We start from the raw sequence: 17,827 nt of genomic DNA, 5'->3' as shown, positions 1-17,827 counted from the left end.
AAGTCTGAACGTAATGTAGAGACTGAGCCTAAGACAGCGAAGCCGAGGGTGAACTGTACACGTTGTGGAGGAACATTTTCGGCAAATTCGAATCGGCAGAAATATTGTGACAAATGCAGAGGTAAAGCGAGAAAAGAAAATATTAGGATACGTGTTCGGAAGTTCAGACAAAAAGACGGCTCGATGTAACGCTTTAGAGGTGGAAAAAGCCCTATAAACAAAGGGTTAAAAATAGGTAAAAATGAGGAGTTGGCATGCTTGTACCTTTTCGTCACTTTTGCATTTTCTAATGCGTTACATGATTGTCTTGAGCATGATATTCAATATGATACAGTTTCAGCATACATATACGTTTCTGAAGTTTAGGCAAACAACAGGCTTGATGTAACGCTTTAGGCTGTCAAAAAGCTATATAAACAAAGGATGAAAAATAGGCAAAAGTGGGGAGTGGGTATGTTTGTACCTTTTCCTCGTTTTTGTGATTTCTAAAGCGTAACAAATCCTGTCCTGAGCATGACATTAAACGGCTCAATACATACATAAGCGTGTTCGGTTCTACAGAGTCGAATGGGCAATAAAGGAGATTAACGAAAATGAATTTAGAACAAGTGAAGCAGTTAATTGAGGAAAACCAAACCAATGAGGAATGGCAAACATATTTTCAGGGTCTGAATCCGTATAGCGTAGAGGGAATGGAGCAATTTATTCAATCTAATTCGCAAGCAAAAAGTTGGTTCGATAGCACGGTGGACAAACGATCCGCTAAATCGCTGGAAACATGGAAGGCCAACCATTTGGAAAGTGCAGTGGATGCTGAGATCAAGAAGCGATTCCCGGCTAAGGATGAAAAAGAAATTGAAGTTGAGAAGCTACGAGCTGAAGTGGAGCATATGAAGCTAGAGAAGCAGCGTGAACGATTAACCAGCCAAGCAATTAAAATAGCATCCGAGAAGAATCTTCCACTCCCGTTAGTGGATTTTTTTGTTGGTGCAGATGAAGACACAACGACAGCGAATTTAGCTATGTTGGAACAATCACTCCAACTGGCTATCCAACAGCAAGTGGAGCAACGGCTCAAAGGGGATGGATATACCCCTCCGGCTAGTTCAACAGGTAGCACATTTACATTGGATTCGATTAAAGGGATGTCCCCAAACGAGATTAATCAGCATTGGGATCAAGTCAAGCAAGCATTACAAAACAAATAATAATTAACGAAAAGGACAGGGTGACTAGAATATGACAGTACAAAATTTTATTCCTACCATTTGGAGCGCACGTTTAAATGAAAGTCTGAAAAAGAATCTGGTATACGGAAATGTGGTCAACACCGATTATGAAGGTGAGATTCAAGGGCAAGGCTCTACAGTAAAAATCAATTCGATTGGGGCAGTAAGCATTGGCAATTATGATAAGGTGGCAGGAATCGGTAATCCACAGGAACTGGATGCTACACAAAAAACATTGGTGATTGATCAGGCGAAGTATTTCAACTTTCAAGTGGATGATGTAGATGCTGCCCAAGCGAATGTGAATCTGTTGGATGGTGGGATCATGGAAGCTTCGTATGGGCTTGCTAATGTGGTGGATCAGTATCTGGCTGGATTTTATACGGAGGTCAAAGCTGAAAATACGATGGGTAACGATGCAACGCCGATAATTCCTACAAAAGATACAGCCTATGATTTACTGATTGATTTAGGTGTGCTATTGGACGAAAATAATGTACCTGAATCGGAACGTTTTGTAGTGGTTCCTGCATGGTACTATGGCTTGCTGCTGAAAGATGCCCGTTTCACCAAAGACCCGAATCTTATCCGCACAGGCTATGTGGGAGATATTGATGGCATGACCGTTTATAAATCCAACAATGTGCCAAATACCGCAGGAGCTAAGTATAAAATTATTGCAGGTCATAAAAGTGCCATTTCCTTTGCAGGTCAAGTGGATTCGGTGGAAGCATTCAGACCAGAGAAACAATTTTCAGATGCAGTGAAAGGGTTGCAAGTATTCGGAGCCAAATGTATCAAGCCGGAAGCCATCACTGTACTTACAGCGAATAAGTCTTAATTGAAAGTAGATGATATGAGAACACATTATAATAGAAGAAACACGTTCGGGGTGTCCGTTTTGGATGCCCTATTTTATTTTTTTGGAGGGTAATAAGATGTGGTTTTTGAATCAGGAAACAGGATGTATATGGGAAGTCACAGATCAGGAGTTAATGCTGCGGTTACAGGCCAGTGGGCATTATGAGCAAGTGGAGGAATCTCAACCAGATGAGACTGAAGAAGATGAACCTGTAACGAAAGTTCAAGCTGCCAAGAACATGAAGCGTAACGAGAAGGCACAGGTAAAGGAGGAACAGGAGCCAGCACATGAGTGAGCTAATGGATTTGATGAAACGATTATTAGGCATGGAACCAACGGACATATCCAAGGATGATATCCTAATCCACTATTTGAATAAAGCGAGGAGTAATATTTATGGCTATTGTAATGTCTTAACACTACCAGTGGAATATGATGAAGTCATGGTCGATTATGCTGTGTATCTTTATAAAAATAGGGATTCGGTTGGACTTATAACTAAGCAAGAAGGTGAACGCTCAGCTACCTATGAAACAGGGATTCCGACAAATATTCGACTGGCTCTTCCTCTGCCTAAAATCAAGGTCGGAACAGATTAATGTTCTACGATACGAAGTTGGAAATTTTAGATGCTGAATTCATACCTATTCGGTCAATGATGGCAGATGTACAACCTTATCGTAAAAGCTTTTCATTTGAAGATGGTTACACACTGGAGACTACATATCGAGCTTTCTGTCCACTGGAATCTTTATTGCTGTCGAACTGCTATATTCGAATTAGCGAAGATATTTTTATTATTTTGGATAAGAAGGAATGGAGTGATTATGTGGAGTTGTACCTGTATCGCTGCAAGCCAGATTTTGGTTTGGAGGTGGAGGAGTGACAAGGAGCCTAGAGCCGATGATAGATTTCTTCCTGCGAGAGAAAGGCGAGCTTGTACACATAAACGGTGTAAGACAGCTTGGTCTGATTCGAGATGCGACAGATACCATTCGGATGACCGATGAAAAAATTATTCGAGCAGCAACACCTTTACAAACAGGTGATATCGTAGATTATCGCTATGAACGATATTTAGTTATCAGTCAGGTGGATCGAAATGAACAGTCTTGTCGAGGCAGAATGAAAAAATGTAATCAACGGCTGGCTTTGAACTGGAACGGGCAGATAAAATGGATTGATGCTGTGGTGGAAGCCAGAACGTTTTCAACGGAAACAGGTAAAGTTATCTCCATGCCAGAGGGACATATCCTGGTTACAGTACAGGACAACGCAGATACGAAGGGCATTACATTAAGCCAACGATTCTATATGACTCATCAGCCATTTAAAGTGACTGGAATTGACCGCACGATGAATGGCATCATCCAGTTAAGCTGCACATTGGATAGCATAAATACAGCTTATGATGACTTGGAAAATAACATCGCAGACCGATGGAAATATGAGATTGCTCATACCTACGCATTACATATCAATCACGGAACGATAACCTATGTACGGCTCAACGAAATAATACCGTTGAATGTGACCGCTACGGATAACGGGAATGAGATGGTTAATCCAGCCATAACTTTCATTTCAAGCGATCCGAATGTGGTTAGTGTAGATCAGCAAGGCCAGATTATGGGCATCGCTTTAGGACAAGCAAGCATCACCGCAAAACTAACGTATCATCCGACAGTACGAAGTACCATTGAATTGAGAGTCGTTGAAACGGGAACGCATATCTATTCGATAGCCATTATCGGCAATCCCATCCTCAAAACAGGACAAAGTGCATCATACTTCAGCCATATCTATGACAATGGAGTGGAAGTGTTTGACCAGTCGGTAGAGTGGAGCTTATGGAACCAAGATGATTCAATTCCGATCATGGGGAGCATAACAGCCAGCACAGGAAATAGCGTAACCATAAAAGCAGGAAGCAGTAGTGGAGCAATCAACAAAGCCCTTGTACTGACTGCCATCTTAGTAAGCGATCATAGCATTACTACAGAAAAGACCATTAGCCTTAAGAATTTATTCTAAGCATTATATCTATCGGCTTGCCTTAGAGGTGAGCCATTTTTATTTCAAAGGAGCACATACATATGCAACGAAAATCCATCGACTACTTGCTCAGTCTAAGCCTATTAAAGCAATTGAGATCACAAAATGTCATTACAGAAGAAGAGTTCATCGCGATTGATGAGCTTAATAAAAAGTCTTTCAAATAGCTATAACATGGGCAGAAATGGACTTGATGATGTGCCGCAAGCATTATACCATGTGACCGTATAAAGAAGATATCGAAGGGAGAAACACCTATGGCCCAAGCTACAACCGCAAAAAAAGTCGTGATCGTTCCCATTAAAACGATGGACATCGTAGAAGGAATTCAATCGATTCAAAAGAAGAAAGTCGCTGCCTATTGTCGGGTCAGTACCGATTCCGAGGAGCAAAAGGAAAGCTATACCAATCAGGTCAACCATTATACCCAATACATTCAAAACAACTTGGAATGGGAAATGGCTGATATTTACGCCGATGAAGGGATCACTGGAACCAGTACCAAAAATAGAACACATTTTAATCGGATGATACAGGATGCTCGAAATGGTAAACTGGATCTCATTCTGGTCAAGTCGATTTCAAGATTTGCTAGGAATACACTAGATTTATTAAAATATGTACGGGAACTGAAAAGTCTCGGAGTCGCCGTATTCTTTGAACGGGAGAACATTAATACGCTAGATACCACAGGTGAGGTATTGCTGACCATCCTGAGTTCACTTGCTCAAGACGAGAGTCGAAACATTTCTGAGAATAGTCGATGGGGCATATTACGCGGCTTCCAAAACGGCAAAGTCTTCTGCAACACGACTCGCTTTCTCGGCTACGATAAGGATGAACATCGTGAATTGGTGATTAACGAGCCAGAAGCAGAGATTGTACGCAGAATATACGAGGAGTATTTGGATGGGAAAAGCTATCAGGCGATAGCCAGAGGATTGATGCGAGATCACATTAAAACAGTCACGGGTGGCGATACGTGGTGGGATTCCTCGATTACATTAATTCTGACCAATGAGAAATATTACGGAGCTTTGCTTCAGCAAAAGACGGTAACGGTAGATTTTCTAACCCACAAACGAGTAAGGAATAAAGGACAAGAACAGCAATATTTAATTGAGGACAACCATGAGCCGATTGTATCCAAGGAACTATTTGAAGCGGTGCAAAAGGAAAAGGAATGGAGGGCCAAGCTGAAAGGTAATGTCATGGGGGATAGTAAAAGATATTCCAGTAAATATGCACTCAGTAGCAAAGTATATTGTGGATGCTGCGGAGCTATTTTTAAACGCCGAACCTGGAACAGCAATAATCCATCCAAAAAAGTAGTATGGCAATGCAAAACGTATGTCAATAAAGGTAAAGTAGCCTGTGATGCCAAATCAGTCGATGAACCCATTTTACATTCCGCGTTTGTACGATTGTTCAACCGGATGTATGAGAACAAGAAAAGATTGATTAAAACGCTGAAAGCCAATATTGAATCGGCACTTTCCAGCAGAGTAGAGCAAACATCGTTATTAGACATCGAAGGACAGATGCAACAATTGAAATCCGACTTGAAGGAATTAGTGAACCTCAAGCTACGGAATCAGATTGATGAGATTGTATATGATGAAGAAACGAACAGACTTTCAAGTGAACTCAATGAGCTACGACAACAGAAGCTGACACTGGAGCAGGAGCATGAGCAGCAAGCGAAAATCAAGGAGCGTGTAGATGAAATCATCCAAGTACTAAGCACACAGCAGGATATACTGGAACAATTTGATGATAACCTATTTAATGCGTTGGTGGAGAAGATAACCATTCTTTCACCAGCGCATTTTGTTTTTACCTTGAAAAGTGGAATGGACATAGACGAAATACTGGACTAACGAAATCTTAGACTAAAGTGATCAAAAGCTAACGAGTAACTGTGGTTTGTACGACGGGAAGAATTAATCGAATCCCGTCTTTTACTCCTTCCATATAGATGGACTGTTTGTCCTGACTTAGCTGATAACCTATGGCTTCTTCCCATTCAGATAACAGACGTTGGATATCTTCGTTTTGGTTGGTTTTGAATTGATCCATTTGAGTGAATAGATTTTTGTCCTCAGATAAACATGAAGCCTGTTGTTCACTGGCTAGTTCTAATTGATAAAAACGTTGGCGTAATGCTTCCTGAAACCAATCTGGCCAATTTGACATGGTACATTTCCCTCCCGTTGTTTGAGTGTGTGTATGTTAACTCTGATGGAGAGGGATGGCAAGTCATTGTTTTAGAGTATTGGGGTTATTTCTTCCTCCTTTGAGCTTGGGCATGCCAAAAAGCTCATTCCTCGCTTAAGGTTCAAGTTTGGAATAAGCTTTGAAAGTTTATCAAGTGTTTGAATCATTTTGTGTTTGGTTTGCTGGTTGTATTGTACGATCTTGTTGTTGGGTCTGTAAACGAGTTCACACAAAATACTTGACAATCCCGAACAAGCTTTTCAGTTATTTATTATGTCTATCCGTTACTTTCAATACTCTTAACTTCTACCATTTTTAGTTCAATCCAATTCATAACCATTTCTGCCTCTTCTTGAGTAATCACTTTTTTCTCTTTTTTATATTTATAAGTTTCATAAGCCCATACTAATATAATTTTCACAAATTCAACTGTCTCTAATTTACAGATCGGTTCAATTTCATCTTCTTCCTCGTCATAAAATGGATCTTCAATTATTGTATAGTCTCTATAGGATATAACGCTTGATGCATTTCCTCCATGTCTATATTCGGGTATATTTCCCCTTAATAAATCAACATAATTATCAATATCAATTTTCAAATCTTTAAATCTCCAAGGTATATCAGATCCTAAGGGATCACTTATCATATTTGCGAACTCCAGTGATTTTTCTTCGTCAAAATCCAATACAACTATATTGAATTCGTCCATATAGTTCAATTTATATTTATATTTAATCATTATTCGAACACCCTCCAATTCAATATACTGGATAAGCTGAAATTATCTTATCATTTCTTAAAATAAACTCTATTCCCATTCCAGTGCTTGTTTTCCCTATATATTTATTGTTTTTTATAATTACTTTATTTTTAAAAGCTTCATTTACTGATTCTATCACCTGTTGTGGTGTCCATTCCTTTGGAAAAAATGTGGATTTAGGTCCTTTTAATACTCCATTAATTTCAATATTGGCTTGATAGACACCAAACTCATTAGGTGGGTCAATATTTCCGACAATTTTACCGTTACTATTCGGCATCCCTTCATAATGAAAACCATTGGCATTTCCATTTTTGAGTATTTCACCATCAAAAATATGGTTTAATCCATTTTCTTTAGTCCCTTGTTTAAAGTTTTCTGTGTTTTGTAGACTTTCAAGCCATTTCTCTTTCTCTACAACAGGCTTACCACCTTGTCCCGTCCTCTCAATCTCTATCTCTTTATTGGGCTTTGTGTTTGGAAGTTGGGGTGACTCTGTTTTTTCATTTATGATTTTAGGACTTGAATGAACCGGCTCTTTACCTGGTAATTTTAGTGTAGGTTTGGGCTTGAAAAATGAACCGGCTCCCTCAACGATCCCTGCTACACCAATGATATTGGACCAATGCTCTGATGACAAAGGATCTTTAGGTGTCAACGCTCCACGTATAGTCTCTGTTATTCCGAATGTAGCAAAATTGATAGCGTCACTACCAGATTTACCTTGATTACGTGCACGCTCCATATAAGCCTGATACAATCCTTTAGGTATTCCAAATGACCAATAATCTAAAAATTCGCCAATTGAGTTTCCTTGATTTTGGTACCTTACGTTATTAGCCTGCTCTATGCCTTTGTATAATTCAACTAGGCTATCTGCCGACTTCACAGTCGCATTTTGTGCTGTATGTGCCTGGTCCATTGCTATTTGGCCTTTTACCATCTCACCATTACCCGTATAATTTAGATAACGATCCCACCAAGATTTAGGCTCCTCAACTTGTAGTTTCGGTTGTTGTGCCATGTAGCTGTCATAATTTGATCTCCAGCGTTGTCTCAATTCCATAGGAATCTGCTGATAGGCATGAGCCATAGCATTCGACTCTTTCAGCAGGTTCTGAACCAGTTCCAATGGGCCTCCAGAATTCGCTATATGACGCGCACTTGTATATGCTTTTCCTAAAATCCACTTGCTATAGTAGGCTTGTTTGGCTCGCTCATGCTCATACTCACTAATCAACCCCTGCATGGCTAAACCAGCCAAGTGTTTCAACGGATGTAAACCGCTACCCTCACTGCCTCCAACCGTTGGCGTTCCTTTACTACGAATAGGGATGGCTCCAGTTGCTTGTAACACCGTTGCTGCTACTTTACCTGCTGGCCCACCAACAGCATTCAACATCACACTGGCTACGTTCCCTACTGCTGGAATGGAGCCTAACAGTTTGGATATCGTCCCCATCAAGGCATTCGCCTGTTGAAGTGCTGCTGGAGTCGTAATTTTTGCTTTAGGGGTAGGGGCTTGGCTGCTAGATGAATCCTTTGCTGCTGATTGGGCTGCTTCATAAGCTTTTATACTCATTAATGGTGGTTCAGGTACAGGAGGGAGGTCAGCCACGAAAACGGGTGCTTTCACCGTACCTTCCTGATAAATCACTGGAGACTTGGTATCCGTCTCACCATCCAGCACCATGCTACTTTCTCCACCTTTGAGATACAGCGCCGTTCCAGCTTCCAGAGACAGTTCCTCACCTGCATCGAGCTTCACGTGACCACCCTGAATCTGCACATTCCCCGGACTGCTAACGGTAATGCCACCATCTTCATTTAGTGTAATTGAAAATCCATCGGAGGTGGACAGGGTCAATTCATGCTCAGACATTTCTACCCCGCTACCTTGTGCATGCTGCCAGACCTTAACCTCTGGTTGTCCATGAGCGTGGCGTTGTTGTCGCAGCGAATCCGTTACATAGGCATCCTGTTCGCGGTGTGTAGGCAGATACAGTTCAACCTGTTCCCCGATTTCAGGCATATCGTACCAGCCACTGTGTTCTTCGGCGACATAACGGGTGGCTACAGGAAACCAACAGGCTTTGGCAGGATCTTGCTTCGGGTCGATGTCCAGTTGAAGCTGTACGAAATCCTGCTGTACCTTGAGCACCGTTCCTGTCAGCGAAATCCCGGTGGCCTGATCATTTTCATACCGGGCATAGCGAATATTCTGTTCGGTTTGGAGATCATAACGGGTACGCAGTAAGCCATCCTCTAACCGTGTCACTGCCCGAACCACGACCAGTTCTTTACCTTGTCCAATGGGTAACGTGATGAGGTCACCTAGAGCGTAGTATTGCAGGCTTTCAATTGTATAGGTGACATACGAGCCAGCACGTTCTCCCGGCTTTTCGGCATCCAGTTCATGAAACGTTTTTCGTACCCGATAAAATACATCCCGTTCTACCTTGTACTGTTTGCCTTCCGGCATCCCGAAGAAAACCTTGGGCGAGGCTGCGGTTACCTCTGGCACAAGTACGGAGCCAAAGCGAGAAGCGAGGCGTTTTAAAAATGCCCAATCCGTCTCCTCATATTGTAAAACAAAAGTATCCAGTTTAGCATAATTAGTTACGGTATCAATGGCGTCTCCATACTGATATTTACGAACCATCGAGGTGACTAGATCATCATAGGTACGGTGAATATCCTGATAGGAACGTTTTTTTAGTTTAATATCCATTTGATAGGAATGCGAAGCAGCCTTCAGTTCAAAGGTATATACTCCACGTATACAATGTACGGACATTTGCGTAACGATCCCGTGAAACAGTCTTCTTAGCGATTGTCCTTGATCATCCAACTGACGAATCACAATCGGCTCTTGCTCCATATTTTGTCCGATACATGCGGCTCCCTGTTCTTCGGAGAGCATACCACTGATATGTAAAAAGGTATGATCATTAATGGTACGTGTTATTTGAAGTTGTTCAATATGTTGTGGCTGAAAGGGACCATAAAAGCGTAGGCTTTCATACCCGATTCCATCTGATAGTAAGCTCAATTGAGTTCATGTCTCCTTTCCAGATGTGATGGCTGATTTCAAAAGTAAAGTGCAGCATGTTTAATTCGAGTCTGACGAATAGAAGAAATGGATGGTACAAATTTGAGTCGAGATAGATATGTATCACTGAGTTTATTGGGTACAAAAACGTTCTTAATCAGATACAGGAGTTCCAAGTAAGATTTCATTCAAGAAACAAAAGGACAGCAGAAGATATTTAATTACGAACCCAGCATGTGTATTTATCGGTTGAAAGAGAGATTTAGTTTACAGAATGACCCATTGGTTGGTGTATTTACTATGTGTATTTTTGGAAGGGAGAGGTATGGGAATAGAGAAAGCTGATAGTAATTTTGAGCAATTGCTTTTCAAAGTCAGGAAGGGGGCTGATTTAATTGTGATTATGGATTCGGGTAAATTAAATACAGGCTCATATGGAATTAGTAGGATCGACAGAAGTGAAGGGGGAACAGGCATCATCTGGGAAAAGGGGGTGTTGTGAGAAGGAGCGGCTTTTGATATTATAGGTAATATATATAATAAAAAGGAATATATCCCTTTCGCTGTCTCGACACATGTGGAGTGTATTGCATGTTTGCTATACAAGGGTTTAGAGTATCATAAGTTTATTTTAATGTCTTCCGATATTTTTCGTCCTACATCTTCCAGAATTAATTCATCTAGGTCACTATTATTTTCCTACCATTGCTACGTATCCACGTACCACATCTAGTACCATCCTTTGCTACACTGCTTATATAAAGGAGATGATAACTTGGATACTCAACCGAAACAGCCAAAGAGCGAGGAACATACGAAGCCATCCGAAAATACGGCTGATCAATATGAAAGCTTGGTGCAGCAGGAAGACGAACACATAGAGAGACTTAAAACTTGCACAAAGCTCATTTTGGATGCGCTGGCTATTATTTCGCAGAAAGCGAGCGTACTGCACATGGAAACGGTCAAAGAAGCGGAGCGTTCGGCTGAAAGCTTTCCGTAGGAAAACTGCTTCGTAAGCATAAACCTTCACCGGATTTTTACCGTTAAAATATAATAAAAAACCTGGGGGCAACAGCGATCGAAAGAATGATCCGTCCACGTAGCGGCCTTAGATGCAATACTTTCTCAATCCAGCCCGTAATCAAAATGCGTCAAATAACCCGATATGACCCTTCACGGTCTAATCGGGTTTTCCCATTATCCCTCTCCCGATCCCCGCGCATAGATCTTCACGCCCCTCCCAACGCCGACACCCAGATAGTTACACCCACTCCCAACATCATGTATAGTAAAGTTATGGGAAATGAACATGAACCCGCAGACCACTATGCTTAACTGTACTATTTCTATAATGCAAAAATGCAAAAACGAGGAGGAACGTGATGATACATCCAACACAGATTCAGGATATGCTGCAAGCCGCGCTGGAGACGGGCGGAGATTTTGCAGAGGTGTTCGTCGAGGACCGCACCAATGGACAATTAGGTATGACCGGGGGAGTCGTCGATACGGCGCTGTCAGGCCGGGATTTCGGGATTGGTATTCGGATCATGAAGGAACATTTTTCGGTGTACGCCTACACCAGTGACATGAGCCAGCAGAGCCTGATTCGACTGGCCAAATCGGCTGCCAAGGCCATTCGCGGGGGTGGAGCGTCAGGTACACAACCGATCACACTCCATCCCCACGCGATCCTTAATCACCATCCGATTGCTATCATTCCCGACGGCTCACAGAAACGCGCCAAGATCGACATGATGAGACGTGCGCATGAGGCGGCAAGCCAATACGATCCTTCTATCACGCAAACCTCCATTGGGATTAGCAACTCGTTCCAGAACGTGCTGATCGCCAATAGCAACGGACTGCTGGTGGAGGATACCCGCACGTATACTCGGATGAGAATAAGCGCCATTGCGACCGCTGGGGAGCATAGACAATCCGGTTTTCGCGGGCCGGGAGCTTATGCGGGGACTGAATTCCTGGAGAATCTGAATATCGAAGAAAATGCGAGAGATGCGGCCCGTATTGCTACCACAATGGTAACAGCAGGATATGCGCCTAGCGGCAGACTGCCCGTGGTGATTGAGAACGGCTTCGGTGGTGTTCTTTTTCACGAGGCGTGTGGTCACGGGCTGGAATCTACGGCGGTGGCACATGGAACTTCCGTGTTTGCGAATAAGATCGGGCAGCAGGTGGCTTCGCCGCTCGTCACGGCTGTGGATGACGGAACCATTCAGAACGCGTGGGGATCGCTCAATATAGATGATGAAGGAGCGCCGACACAGCGCAACGTACTGATTGAGAACGGTATTTTAAAAGGATATCTGATCGACCGCATGGGCTCGCGCCAGATGGGTGTACCTGCGACAGGATCGGGACGAAGACAGTCCTATAAATTCGCGCCTGCTTCCCGCATGAATAATACGTTTATTGCTAACGGAGATTCGACCCGTGAAGAGATCATTGCGAATACGGAGTACGGGATCTATGCCAAATCGCTGGGCGGCGGTTCAGTGAACACCTCGACGAGCGAGTTCAATTTTGCGGTCGAAGAGGCGTACATGATTCGCAACGGCAAGATTGCCGAGCCGGTCAAAGGCGCAACGCTGATCGGAAAAGGGATTGAAACACTCCAAAATATTGATATGGTCGGTAACAATCTGGATCATGGTCAGGGGATGTGCGGCTCGGTCAGCGGAAGTCTTCCGGTCAACTGCGGACAGCCGACGATTCGAGTGTCCGAAATGACCGTCGGCGGACGGAAGGGGGAATAGGCGATGAATATTCAGCAATTTCAGGAAGCGTTGTTCACGAAAGGTCGGGAAATCGGCTACGCGGATATGGAAATCTACTATGTAAATGGACGTTCTACCTCGGTAAAGGTACTGAAGGGAGAAATTGAACAATATACAATCGTTGAGAATGGCGGACTTTCCTTCCGGGGCGTCATGAACGGGAAAATGGGCTATGCCTCTACGGAGAAGCTGGAGCCGGACGTGATCAACTTTTTATTGGAGGAAGCACGCAGCAACGCGGACATATTGGAGAGCGAGGAACAGGATGAACTGTTCGAAGGCTCTGCAAGCTATCCCGAGCAGGCTGCCCATGCCGCCGCGTTAGCTGACACGGCTCCTGAAATTCTCATTGAGGCTGCAATGGAGATGGAGCGTACAGCGCTTGCCGCAGATCCACGGATTGTAATGGCTCGACATTGCTCGGTCAGCATTCGTGAAAATGAAGTCCTGATTGTGAACACGAAGGGGCTGCACTGTCATCGCCGCAAAAGTCTGGCGACCGCTTATGTCTACGTGATTGCCAAAGAAAATGACGAGACGGTTACCGGGGGCTGGCATGATTATTCCCTGCGGAGTGTGGAAGAAATCAATATTGCAGATGTGGCGCATAAAGCCGTAAAAGAGGCTGTTTCCAAGCTGGGTGCGCACACGATTCAATCGGATAACTATCCCGTCATTTTCCGTCATGATGCAGCAGCGCAATTGCTGGCTGCGTATACGTCGGTATTTTCAGCGGAGTCAGTGGATAAAGGCTTCTCACGTTTAGCAGGGAAATTAGGGGAAAAGGTGGCAAACACCAAGCTCACGCTGGTGGATGATCCGCTGATGGAAAATGTTCCGGCAGGTAGCACATTCGATGCTGAAGGTAGTGCTACACGTCGCAACGAGATTATCAAGGACGGGGTACTACGGACATACTTCCATAACCGCAAGACAGCCCGCAAAGCCGGAGTACAAAGTACCTCCAATGCTTCTAAAGGCGGCTACAACGGTAAAATCGGCGTCTCTTATCATAATCTGTATGTGGCTCCCGGTTCTTCTACCTTGGAGGACATGATTCGCAAGATGGATCGCGGGGTGATGATTGTGGAGCTGCAAGGATTGCATGCAGGTACGAATACGGCGTCTGGTAATTTTTCGCTGGCTTGTCTGGGATACTTGATTGAGCAGGGGAAAGTGGTCAGAGCAGTCAATCAAATTACCGTATCGGGCAACTTCTTTGACGTGCTGCAGCAGGTAGAGGAAGTTGGCAACGATTTGCGTTTTACGGGAAGCTGCACTTCACCTTCGCTCAAGCTGGCTGCACTCTCGATTTCAGGGTCATAATCACAGGAGCAACCTCCTCTTTTTCCATACTCACAGCCTGTTACTGATGCCCCGATTGCCTGCGGATTACAGGTGTTTGGGACATCGGGGTATGGTAAAGTAGGAGAAAGTTCTTAAAATATTTAAAAAGGGCTTGGTTACAGCACCGCGACAGGGTATTATAGACAATAATATATTCGACAAAAATTTCGAATTGAATTTTTATTGGGGGATGGATATGAGATATATAAGCACTAGAGGTGGAGTAGAAGCCAAAGGATTTATTGATACCGTGCTCATGGGGTTAGCTGATGATGGTGGCCTGATGGTACCGGAGCAAATTCCGGTGGTGTCGGCAGCTACGCTGGAGCAATGGGCAACATTGAGCTACAGAGAGCTGCTGCTGGAAGTTTTTGCGCTGTATATCAATGATGAAATTCCTCGTGAAGATTTGGAGCAACTGGTGGAGCGTAGCTATGCGAGCTTCCGTCATCCCGAAGTCACGCCAGTGAAGAAGATCAACGATTCTCTATATATTTTGGAGCTGTTCCACGGGCCTACGTTCGCGTTCAAGGATGTGGCGCTGCAATTTATGGGTGAATTTTATTCCTACGTGTCCAAGAAACAGAATGAGATCATTCACATTTTGGGCGCAACCTCGGGCGATACCGGGGCGGCAGCGATTCAGGGCGTGCGTGGCAAGGAAGGCATTAAAATCTGTATTTTGCACCCACACCAAAAGGTGAGCAAGGTACAAGAGCTGCAAATGACGACCGTTGATGATAAAAATGTACTAAACCTGTCCGTAAAAGGGAACTTTGACGATTGTCAGAAGGTCATTAAGGACCTGTTTGCCGATCTGGATTTCAAAGGTAAACATCATCTGCGGGCGATTAACTCGATCAACTTTGTACGTATTTTGGCGCAAACCGTGTATTACTTCTATGCTTATTTCCGGGCACAGGAGACTGCGGGTACGAAGAAGATTAATATCAGCGTGCCATCCGGTAACTTTGGCAACATCTTTTCCGGCTTTCTTGCGAAGAAAATGGGCTTGCCAATCCATAAGCTGATTATTGCGACGAATGAAAATAATATTTTGGAGCGCTTCGTGAAGACTGGTGAATACAAGCCGGGTGACTTCAAAAGCACGTATAGTCCTTCCATGGACATTCAGGTGGCGAGCAATTTCGAAAGATACCTGTACTACTTCCTCGGAGAAGATGCAACGAAGGTATCTGAATACATGAACACTCTCAAAACCGAGGGACGGATTGTGATCAGTGCAGAGGATTTGAAACGGGTACAGCAGGATTTTGAAGCCCTTGGCGCTTCGAACGAAAAGTGTCTGGAACTGATTAGCAAATACAAAGCCGAATATGACTATTTGCTGGACCCGCATACGGCTTGCGGTATCGCCGCGTATGAGGCGTATAATGGCGAGGGAGAAGTATGTGTGACCTTTGCAACAGCGCACCCGGCCAAATTCGATGAAGCGATCCGTCTGGTGGACATTAAGCAGGAGTTCCCAGCGCAGATTGAGCAATTGTTCTCTAAATCGCAGCAACAGCAGGTGGTAGAGCATGACGAAGCGGAAATTGTACGTCAGCTTGAAGCCTTCTATGTGTAGAAGACAATCACGCTAAGAACGGGTGCCAGGACATCATGATACGATTGAACCCCAAGAAGGCTATGCTCCGTGTGTAGCCTTCTTTTAATTATTTTCATACTTTTGGATAAACTATCCATGTAACGTCCATTCTGGATTATAGATGTAAATCTCATTTTGTTCACATTATTGTACCATGTGGAGTAAGGTATAAATACCTCGTTTCATCGTAAAAATCCCCGTAGAACAAAGGATTTTGGCTTGGTAATATGACAAGAAATGATAGATTCATAGAGATATTTGATGAAGGGGCCAAAATTTTTTTATGAGCAAATTAGATGTATTTTTATAAAAAATCATGTATAGTTAACTAAATTTTATGAATACATAAAACCCTACTCTCAAGAACACGGAATAAATCCGTTCCGTTCTCTAGTAGAGGAGTTAAATATAAAGGAGTGTTTTAGAAAAGTGACCATTATCCGTTCAGAGCAGAGTCAACAGGCAGCAGCCGAATATGTGCAGTCCGTTTTTGAGAAGGTTATCGCGCGCAATCCTCATGAGAATGAATTTCATCAAGCCGTCAAGGAAATATTGGATTCGCTGGTTCCGGTACTGGCCAAGCATCCCAAGTATATGCAGCAGGGGCTTTTGGAACGGCTTGTGGAGCCGGAACGGGTCATTACCTTCCGTGTGCCTTGGGTAGACGACGCAGGGAACGTACAGGTCAATCGTGGCTTCCGGGTGCAATTTAATAGTGCCATCGGTCCTTATAAAGGCGGAATCCGTTTTCATCCGTCGGTGTATCTGGGAATTGTCAAATTTTTGGGCTTTGAGCAAATTTTCAAAAATGCGCTGACAGGTCTTCCAATTGGCGGCGGCAAAGGCGGCTCCGATTTTGATCCCAAAGGGAAGTCAGATAACGAAGTTATGCGCTTTACACAAAGCTTCATGACCGAGCTGTACAAATATATTGGCCCGGATACCGATGTTCCGGCAGGGGATATTGGTGTAGGCGGGCGTGAGATTGGTTACATGTTCGGGCAGTACAAACGGATTCGCGGGGGACATGAAGGTGGCGTCCTCACAGGTAAAGGAATTCATTACGGGGGCAGTCTTACACGTACAGAAGCGACTGGATATGGTTGCGTGTATTTTGTAAATGAAATGCTGTATGCTCAAGGCTCATCCTTTGAGGGTAAACGTGTGGTCGTGTCGGGTTCGGGGAATGTATCCATTTATGCGATTGAAAAAGCACAGCAGCTTGGCGCTACAGTCGTTGCCTGTAGTGACTCGAATGGCTACATCTATGATCCGGACGGCATTGATCTGAATCTGGTGAAGCAGCTTAAAGAAGCCAATCGTCTGCGCATTAGCGAGTATACCAAAGAGCGTCCAGGCGCAATTTATACGGAGGGCTGTTCCGGTATCTGGTCGATTCCATGCGATATCGCACTGCCGTGTGCCACACAGAACGAAATTGACGAACAAGCAGCACAATTGCTGGTAAGTAATGGCGTAAAAGCTGTGGGTGAAGGTGCGAATATGCCATCCACGCTGCAGGCTATTGAAGTATTTTTGGGCAATGGGGTTCTGTTTGGACCAGCCAAAGCGGCCAATGCAGGCGGGGTTGCGGTTTCTGCGCTCGAAATGTCACAGAACAGCATGCGCCTGTCATGGACCTTCGAGGAAGTGGACACCAAGCTGCATGATATTATGAAGAATATTTATGCGAACAGCGTGAAGGCGGCTGAGGAATACGGCGTGCCTGGGAATCTGGTTGTAGGGGCGAACATCGCCGGATTTGTCCGTGTGGCTGACGCTATGCTGTCTCACGGGATCATTTAATCGGGGATAATACAAACGGGCTGGAGAGGGCAAGAAAGCTGTACAGCGTTGTCTGTATGGCTCTCCTGATCTGCTATCGTATGAAT

The 17,827-nt window shown here is 43.9% G+C and carries 17 protein-coding genes and 1 pseudogene; 15 read left to right on the top strand and 3 right to left on the bottom strand.

Annotated features, from left to right (window positions below; all coding sequences use genetic code 11):
• The 9 genes and pseudogenes from ABIA61_RS09710 to ABIA61_RS09670 all read left to right on the top strand — a co-directional run.
• A pseudogene (locus ABIA61_RS09710) lies at positions 1-189 on the top strand (hypothetical protein); the annotation flags it as partial.
• Positions 190-593: 404 nt separating this feature from the next.
• The gene (locus tag ABIA61_RS09705; protein WP_404580647.1) at positions 594-1,208 is read left to right on the top strand and encodes a DUF4355 domain-containing protein; all 615 of its coding nucleotides are present in this window, start codon (positions 594-596) and stop codon (positions 1,206-1,208) included.
• A gap of 31 nt (positions 1,209-1,239) precedes the next feature.
• Entirely contained in the window at positions 1,240-2,070 is an 831-nt protein-coding gene (locus ABIA61_RS09700; protein WP_404580646.1) for a phage major capsid protein, read from the top strand.
• A gap of 97 nt (positions 2,071-2,167) precedes the next feature.
• Positions 2,168-2,386 carry a hypothetical protein gene (locus tag ABIA61_RS09695; protein ID WP_342416717.1) on the top strand — a complete coding sequence of 73 codons (219 nt, stop codon included), beginning with the start codon at positions 2,168-2,170 and terminating at the stop codon, positions 2,384-2,386.
• Positions 2,379-2,690: a phage head-tail connector protein gene (locus ABIA61_RS09690; RefSeq protein ID WP_342416718.1), complete on the top strand. Its 312-nt coding sequence runs from the start codon at positions 2,379-2,381 to the stop codon at positions 2,688-2,690. Before ABIA61_RS09695 ends, ABIA61_RS09690 begins: the two co-directional genes overlap by 8 nt.
• 59 nt (positions 2,691-2,749) lie before the next feature.
• Positions 2,750-2,977, top strand: a complete 228-nt coding sequence (locus tag ABIA61_RS09685) for a hypothetical protein (RefSeq protein WP_404580645.1) — start codon at positions 2,750-2,752, stop codon at positions 2,975-2,977.
• Positions 2,974-4,125, top strand: a complete 1,152-nt coding sequence (locus tag ABIA61_RS09680) for an Ig-like domain-containing protein (protein WP_342416719.1) — start codon at positions 2,974-2,976, stop codon at positions 4,123-4,125. The genes ABIA61_RS09685 and ABIA61_RS09680 overlap by 4 nt, the downstream gene beginning before the upstream one ends.
• A 62-nt stretch (positions 4,126-4,187) precedes the next feature.
• Positions 4,188-4,313 carry an SHOCT domain-containing protein gene (locus ABIA61_RS09675; protein WP_268794278.1) on the top strand — a complete coding sequence of 42 codons (126 nt, stop codon included), beginning with the start codon at positions 4,188-4,190 and terminating at the stop codon, positions 4,311-4,313.
• 90 nt (positions 4,314-4,403) lie between these two features.
• A complete protein-coding gene (locus ABIA61_RS09670) occupies positions 4,404-6,026 on the top strand; it encodes a recombinase family protein (RefSeq protein WP_404580644.1) in 1,623 nt (540 codons plus the stop codon).
• A 28-nt stretch (positions 6,027-6,054) separates the two neighbouring features.
• Here the strand turns inward: ABIA61_RS09670 and ABIA61_RS09665 are convergent, their stop codons facing one another.
• From ABIA61_RS09665 to ABIA61_RS09655, 3 genes are all read right to left on the bottom strand, one after another.
• A complete protein-coding gene (locus tag ABIA61_RS09665; protein ID WP_404580643.1) occupies positions 6,055-6,342 on the bottom strand; it encodes a hypothetical protein in 288 nt (95 codons plus the stop codon).
• A gap of 298 nt (positions 6,343-6,640) precedes the next feature.
• A complete protein-coding gene (locus tag ABIA61_RS09660) occupies positions 6,641-7,105 on the bottom strand; it encodes a hypothetical protein (RefSeq protein ID WP_404521913.1) in 465 nt (154 codons plus the stop codon).
• Between the two features lie 19 nt (positions 7,106-7,124).
• A complete protein-coding gene (locus ABIA61_RS09655) occupies positions 7,125-10,178 on the bottom strand; it encodes an EndoU domain-containing protein (protein WP_404580642.1) in 3,054 nt (1,017 codons plus the stop codon).
• A gap of 325 nt (positions 10,179-10,503) precedes the next feature.
• Here ABIA61_RS09655 and ABIA61_RS09650 point away from each other — a divergent pair, with 325 nt between their 5' ends.
• From ABIA61_RS09650 to gdhA, 6 genes are all read left to right on the top strand, one after another.
• The gene (locus ABIA61_RS09650; protein ID WP_283652760.1) at positions 10,504-10,680 is read left to right on the top strand and encodes a hypothetical protein; all 177 of its coding nucleotides are present in this window, start codon (positions 10,504-10,506) and stop codon (positions 10,678-10,680) included.
• A 273-nt stretch (positions 10,681-10,953) separates the two neighbouring features.
• Positions 10,954-11,181 (top strand): hypothetical protein, encoded by a 228-nt coding sequence (locus ABIA61_RS09645; protein ID WP_283652759.1) that lies wholly within the window; start codon positions 10,954-10,956, stop codon positions 11,179-11,181.
• Between the two features lie 382 nt (positions 11,182-11,563).
• Positions 11,564-12,958 carry a TldD/PmbA family protein gene (locus ABIA61_RS09640; protein ID WP_404580641.1) on the top strand — a complete coding sequence of 465 codons (1,395 nt, stop codon included), beginning with the start codon at positions 11,564-11,566 and terminating at the stop codon, positions 12,956-12,958.
• A 3-nt stretch (positions 12,959-12,961) separates the two neighbouring features.
• Positions 12,962-14,305 carry a TldD/PmbA family protein gene (locus ABIA61_RS09635; RefSeq protein WP_404580640.1) on the top strand — a complete coding sequence of 448 codons (1,344 nt, stop codon included), beginning with the start codon at positions 12,962-12,964 and terminating at the stop codon, positions 14,303-14,305.
• A gap of 217 nt (positions 14,306-14,522) precedes the next feature.
• The gene (gene thrC / locus ABIA61_RS09630; protein WP_404521145.1) at positions 14,523-15,914 is read left to right on the top strand and encodes a threonine synthase; all 1,392 of its coding nucleotides are present in this window, start codon (positions 14,523-14,525) and stop codon (positions 15,912-15,914) included.
• 450 nt (positions 15,915-16,364) lie between these two features.
• Positions 16,365-17,741 (top strand): NADP-specific glutamate dehydrogenase, encoded by a 1,377-nt coding sequence (gdhA, locus tag ABIA61_RS09625; RefSeq protein WP_283652755.1) that lies wholly within the window; start codon positions 16,365-16,367, stop codon positions 17,739-17,741.
• Positions 17,742-17,827: the final 86 nt, after the last annotated feature.

This window comes from Paenibacillus sp. RC21, from assembly GCF_044907935.1.
Classification (GTDB): Bacteria; Bacillota; Bacilli; order Paenibacillales; family Paenibacillaceae; genus Paenibacillus; species Paenibacillus terrae_A.
Note: the sequence above shows the minus strand (reverse complement) of the source record. Positions and strands in the feature narration are given on the sequence as shown.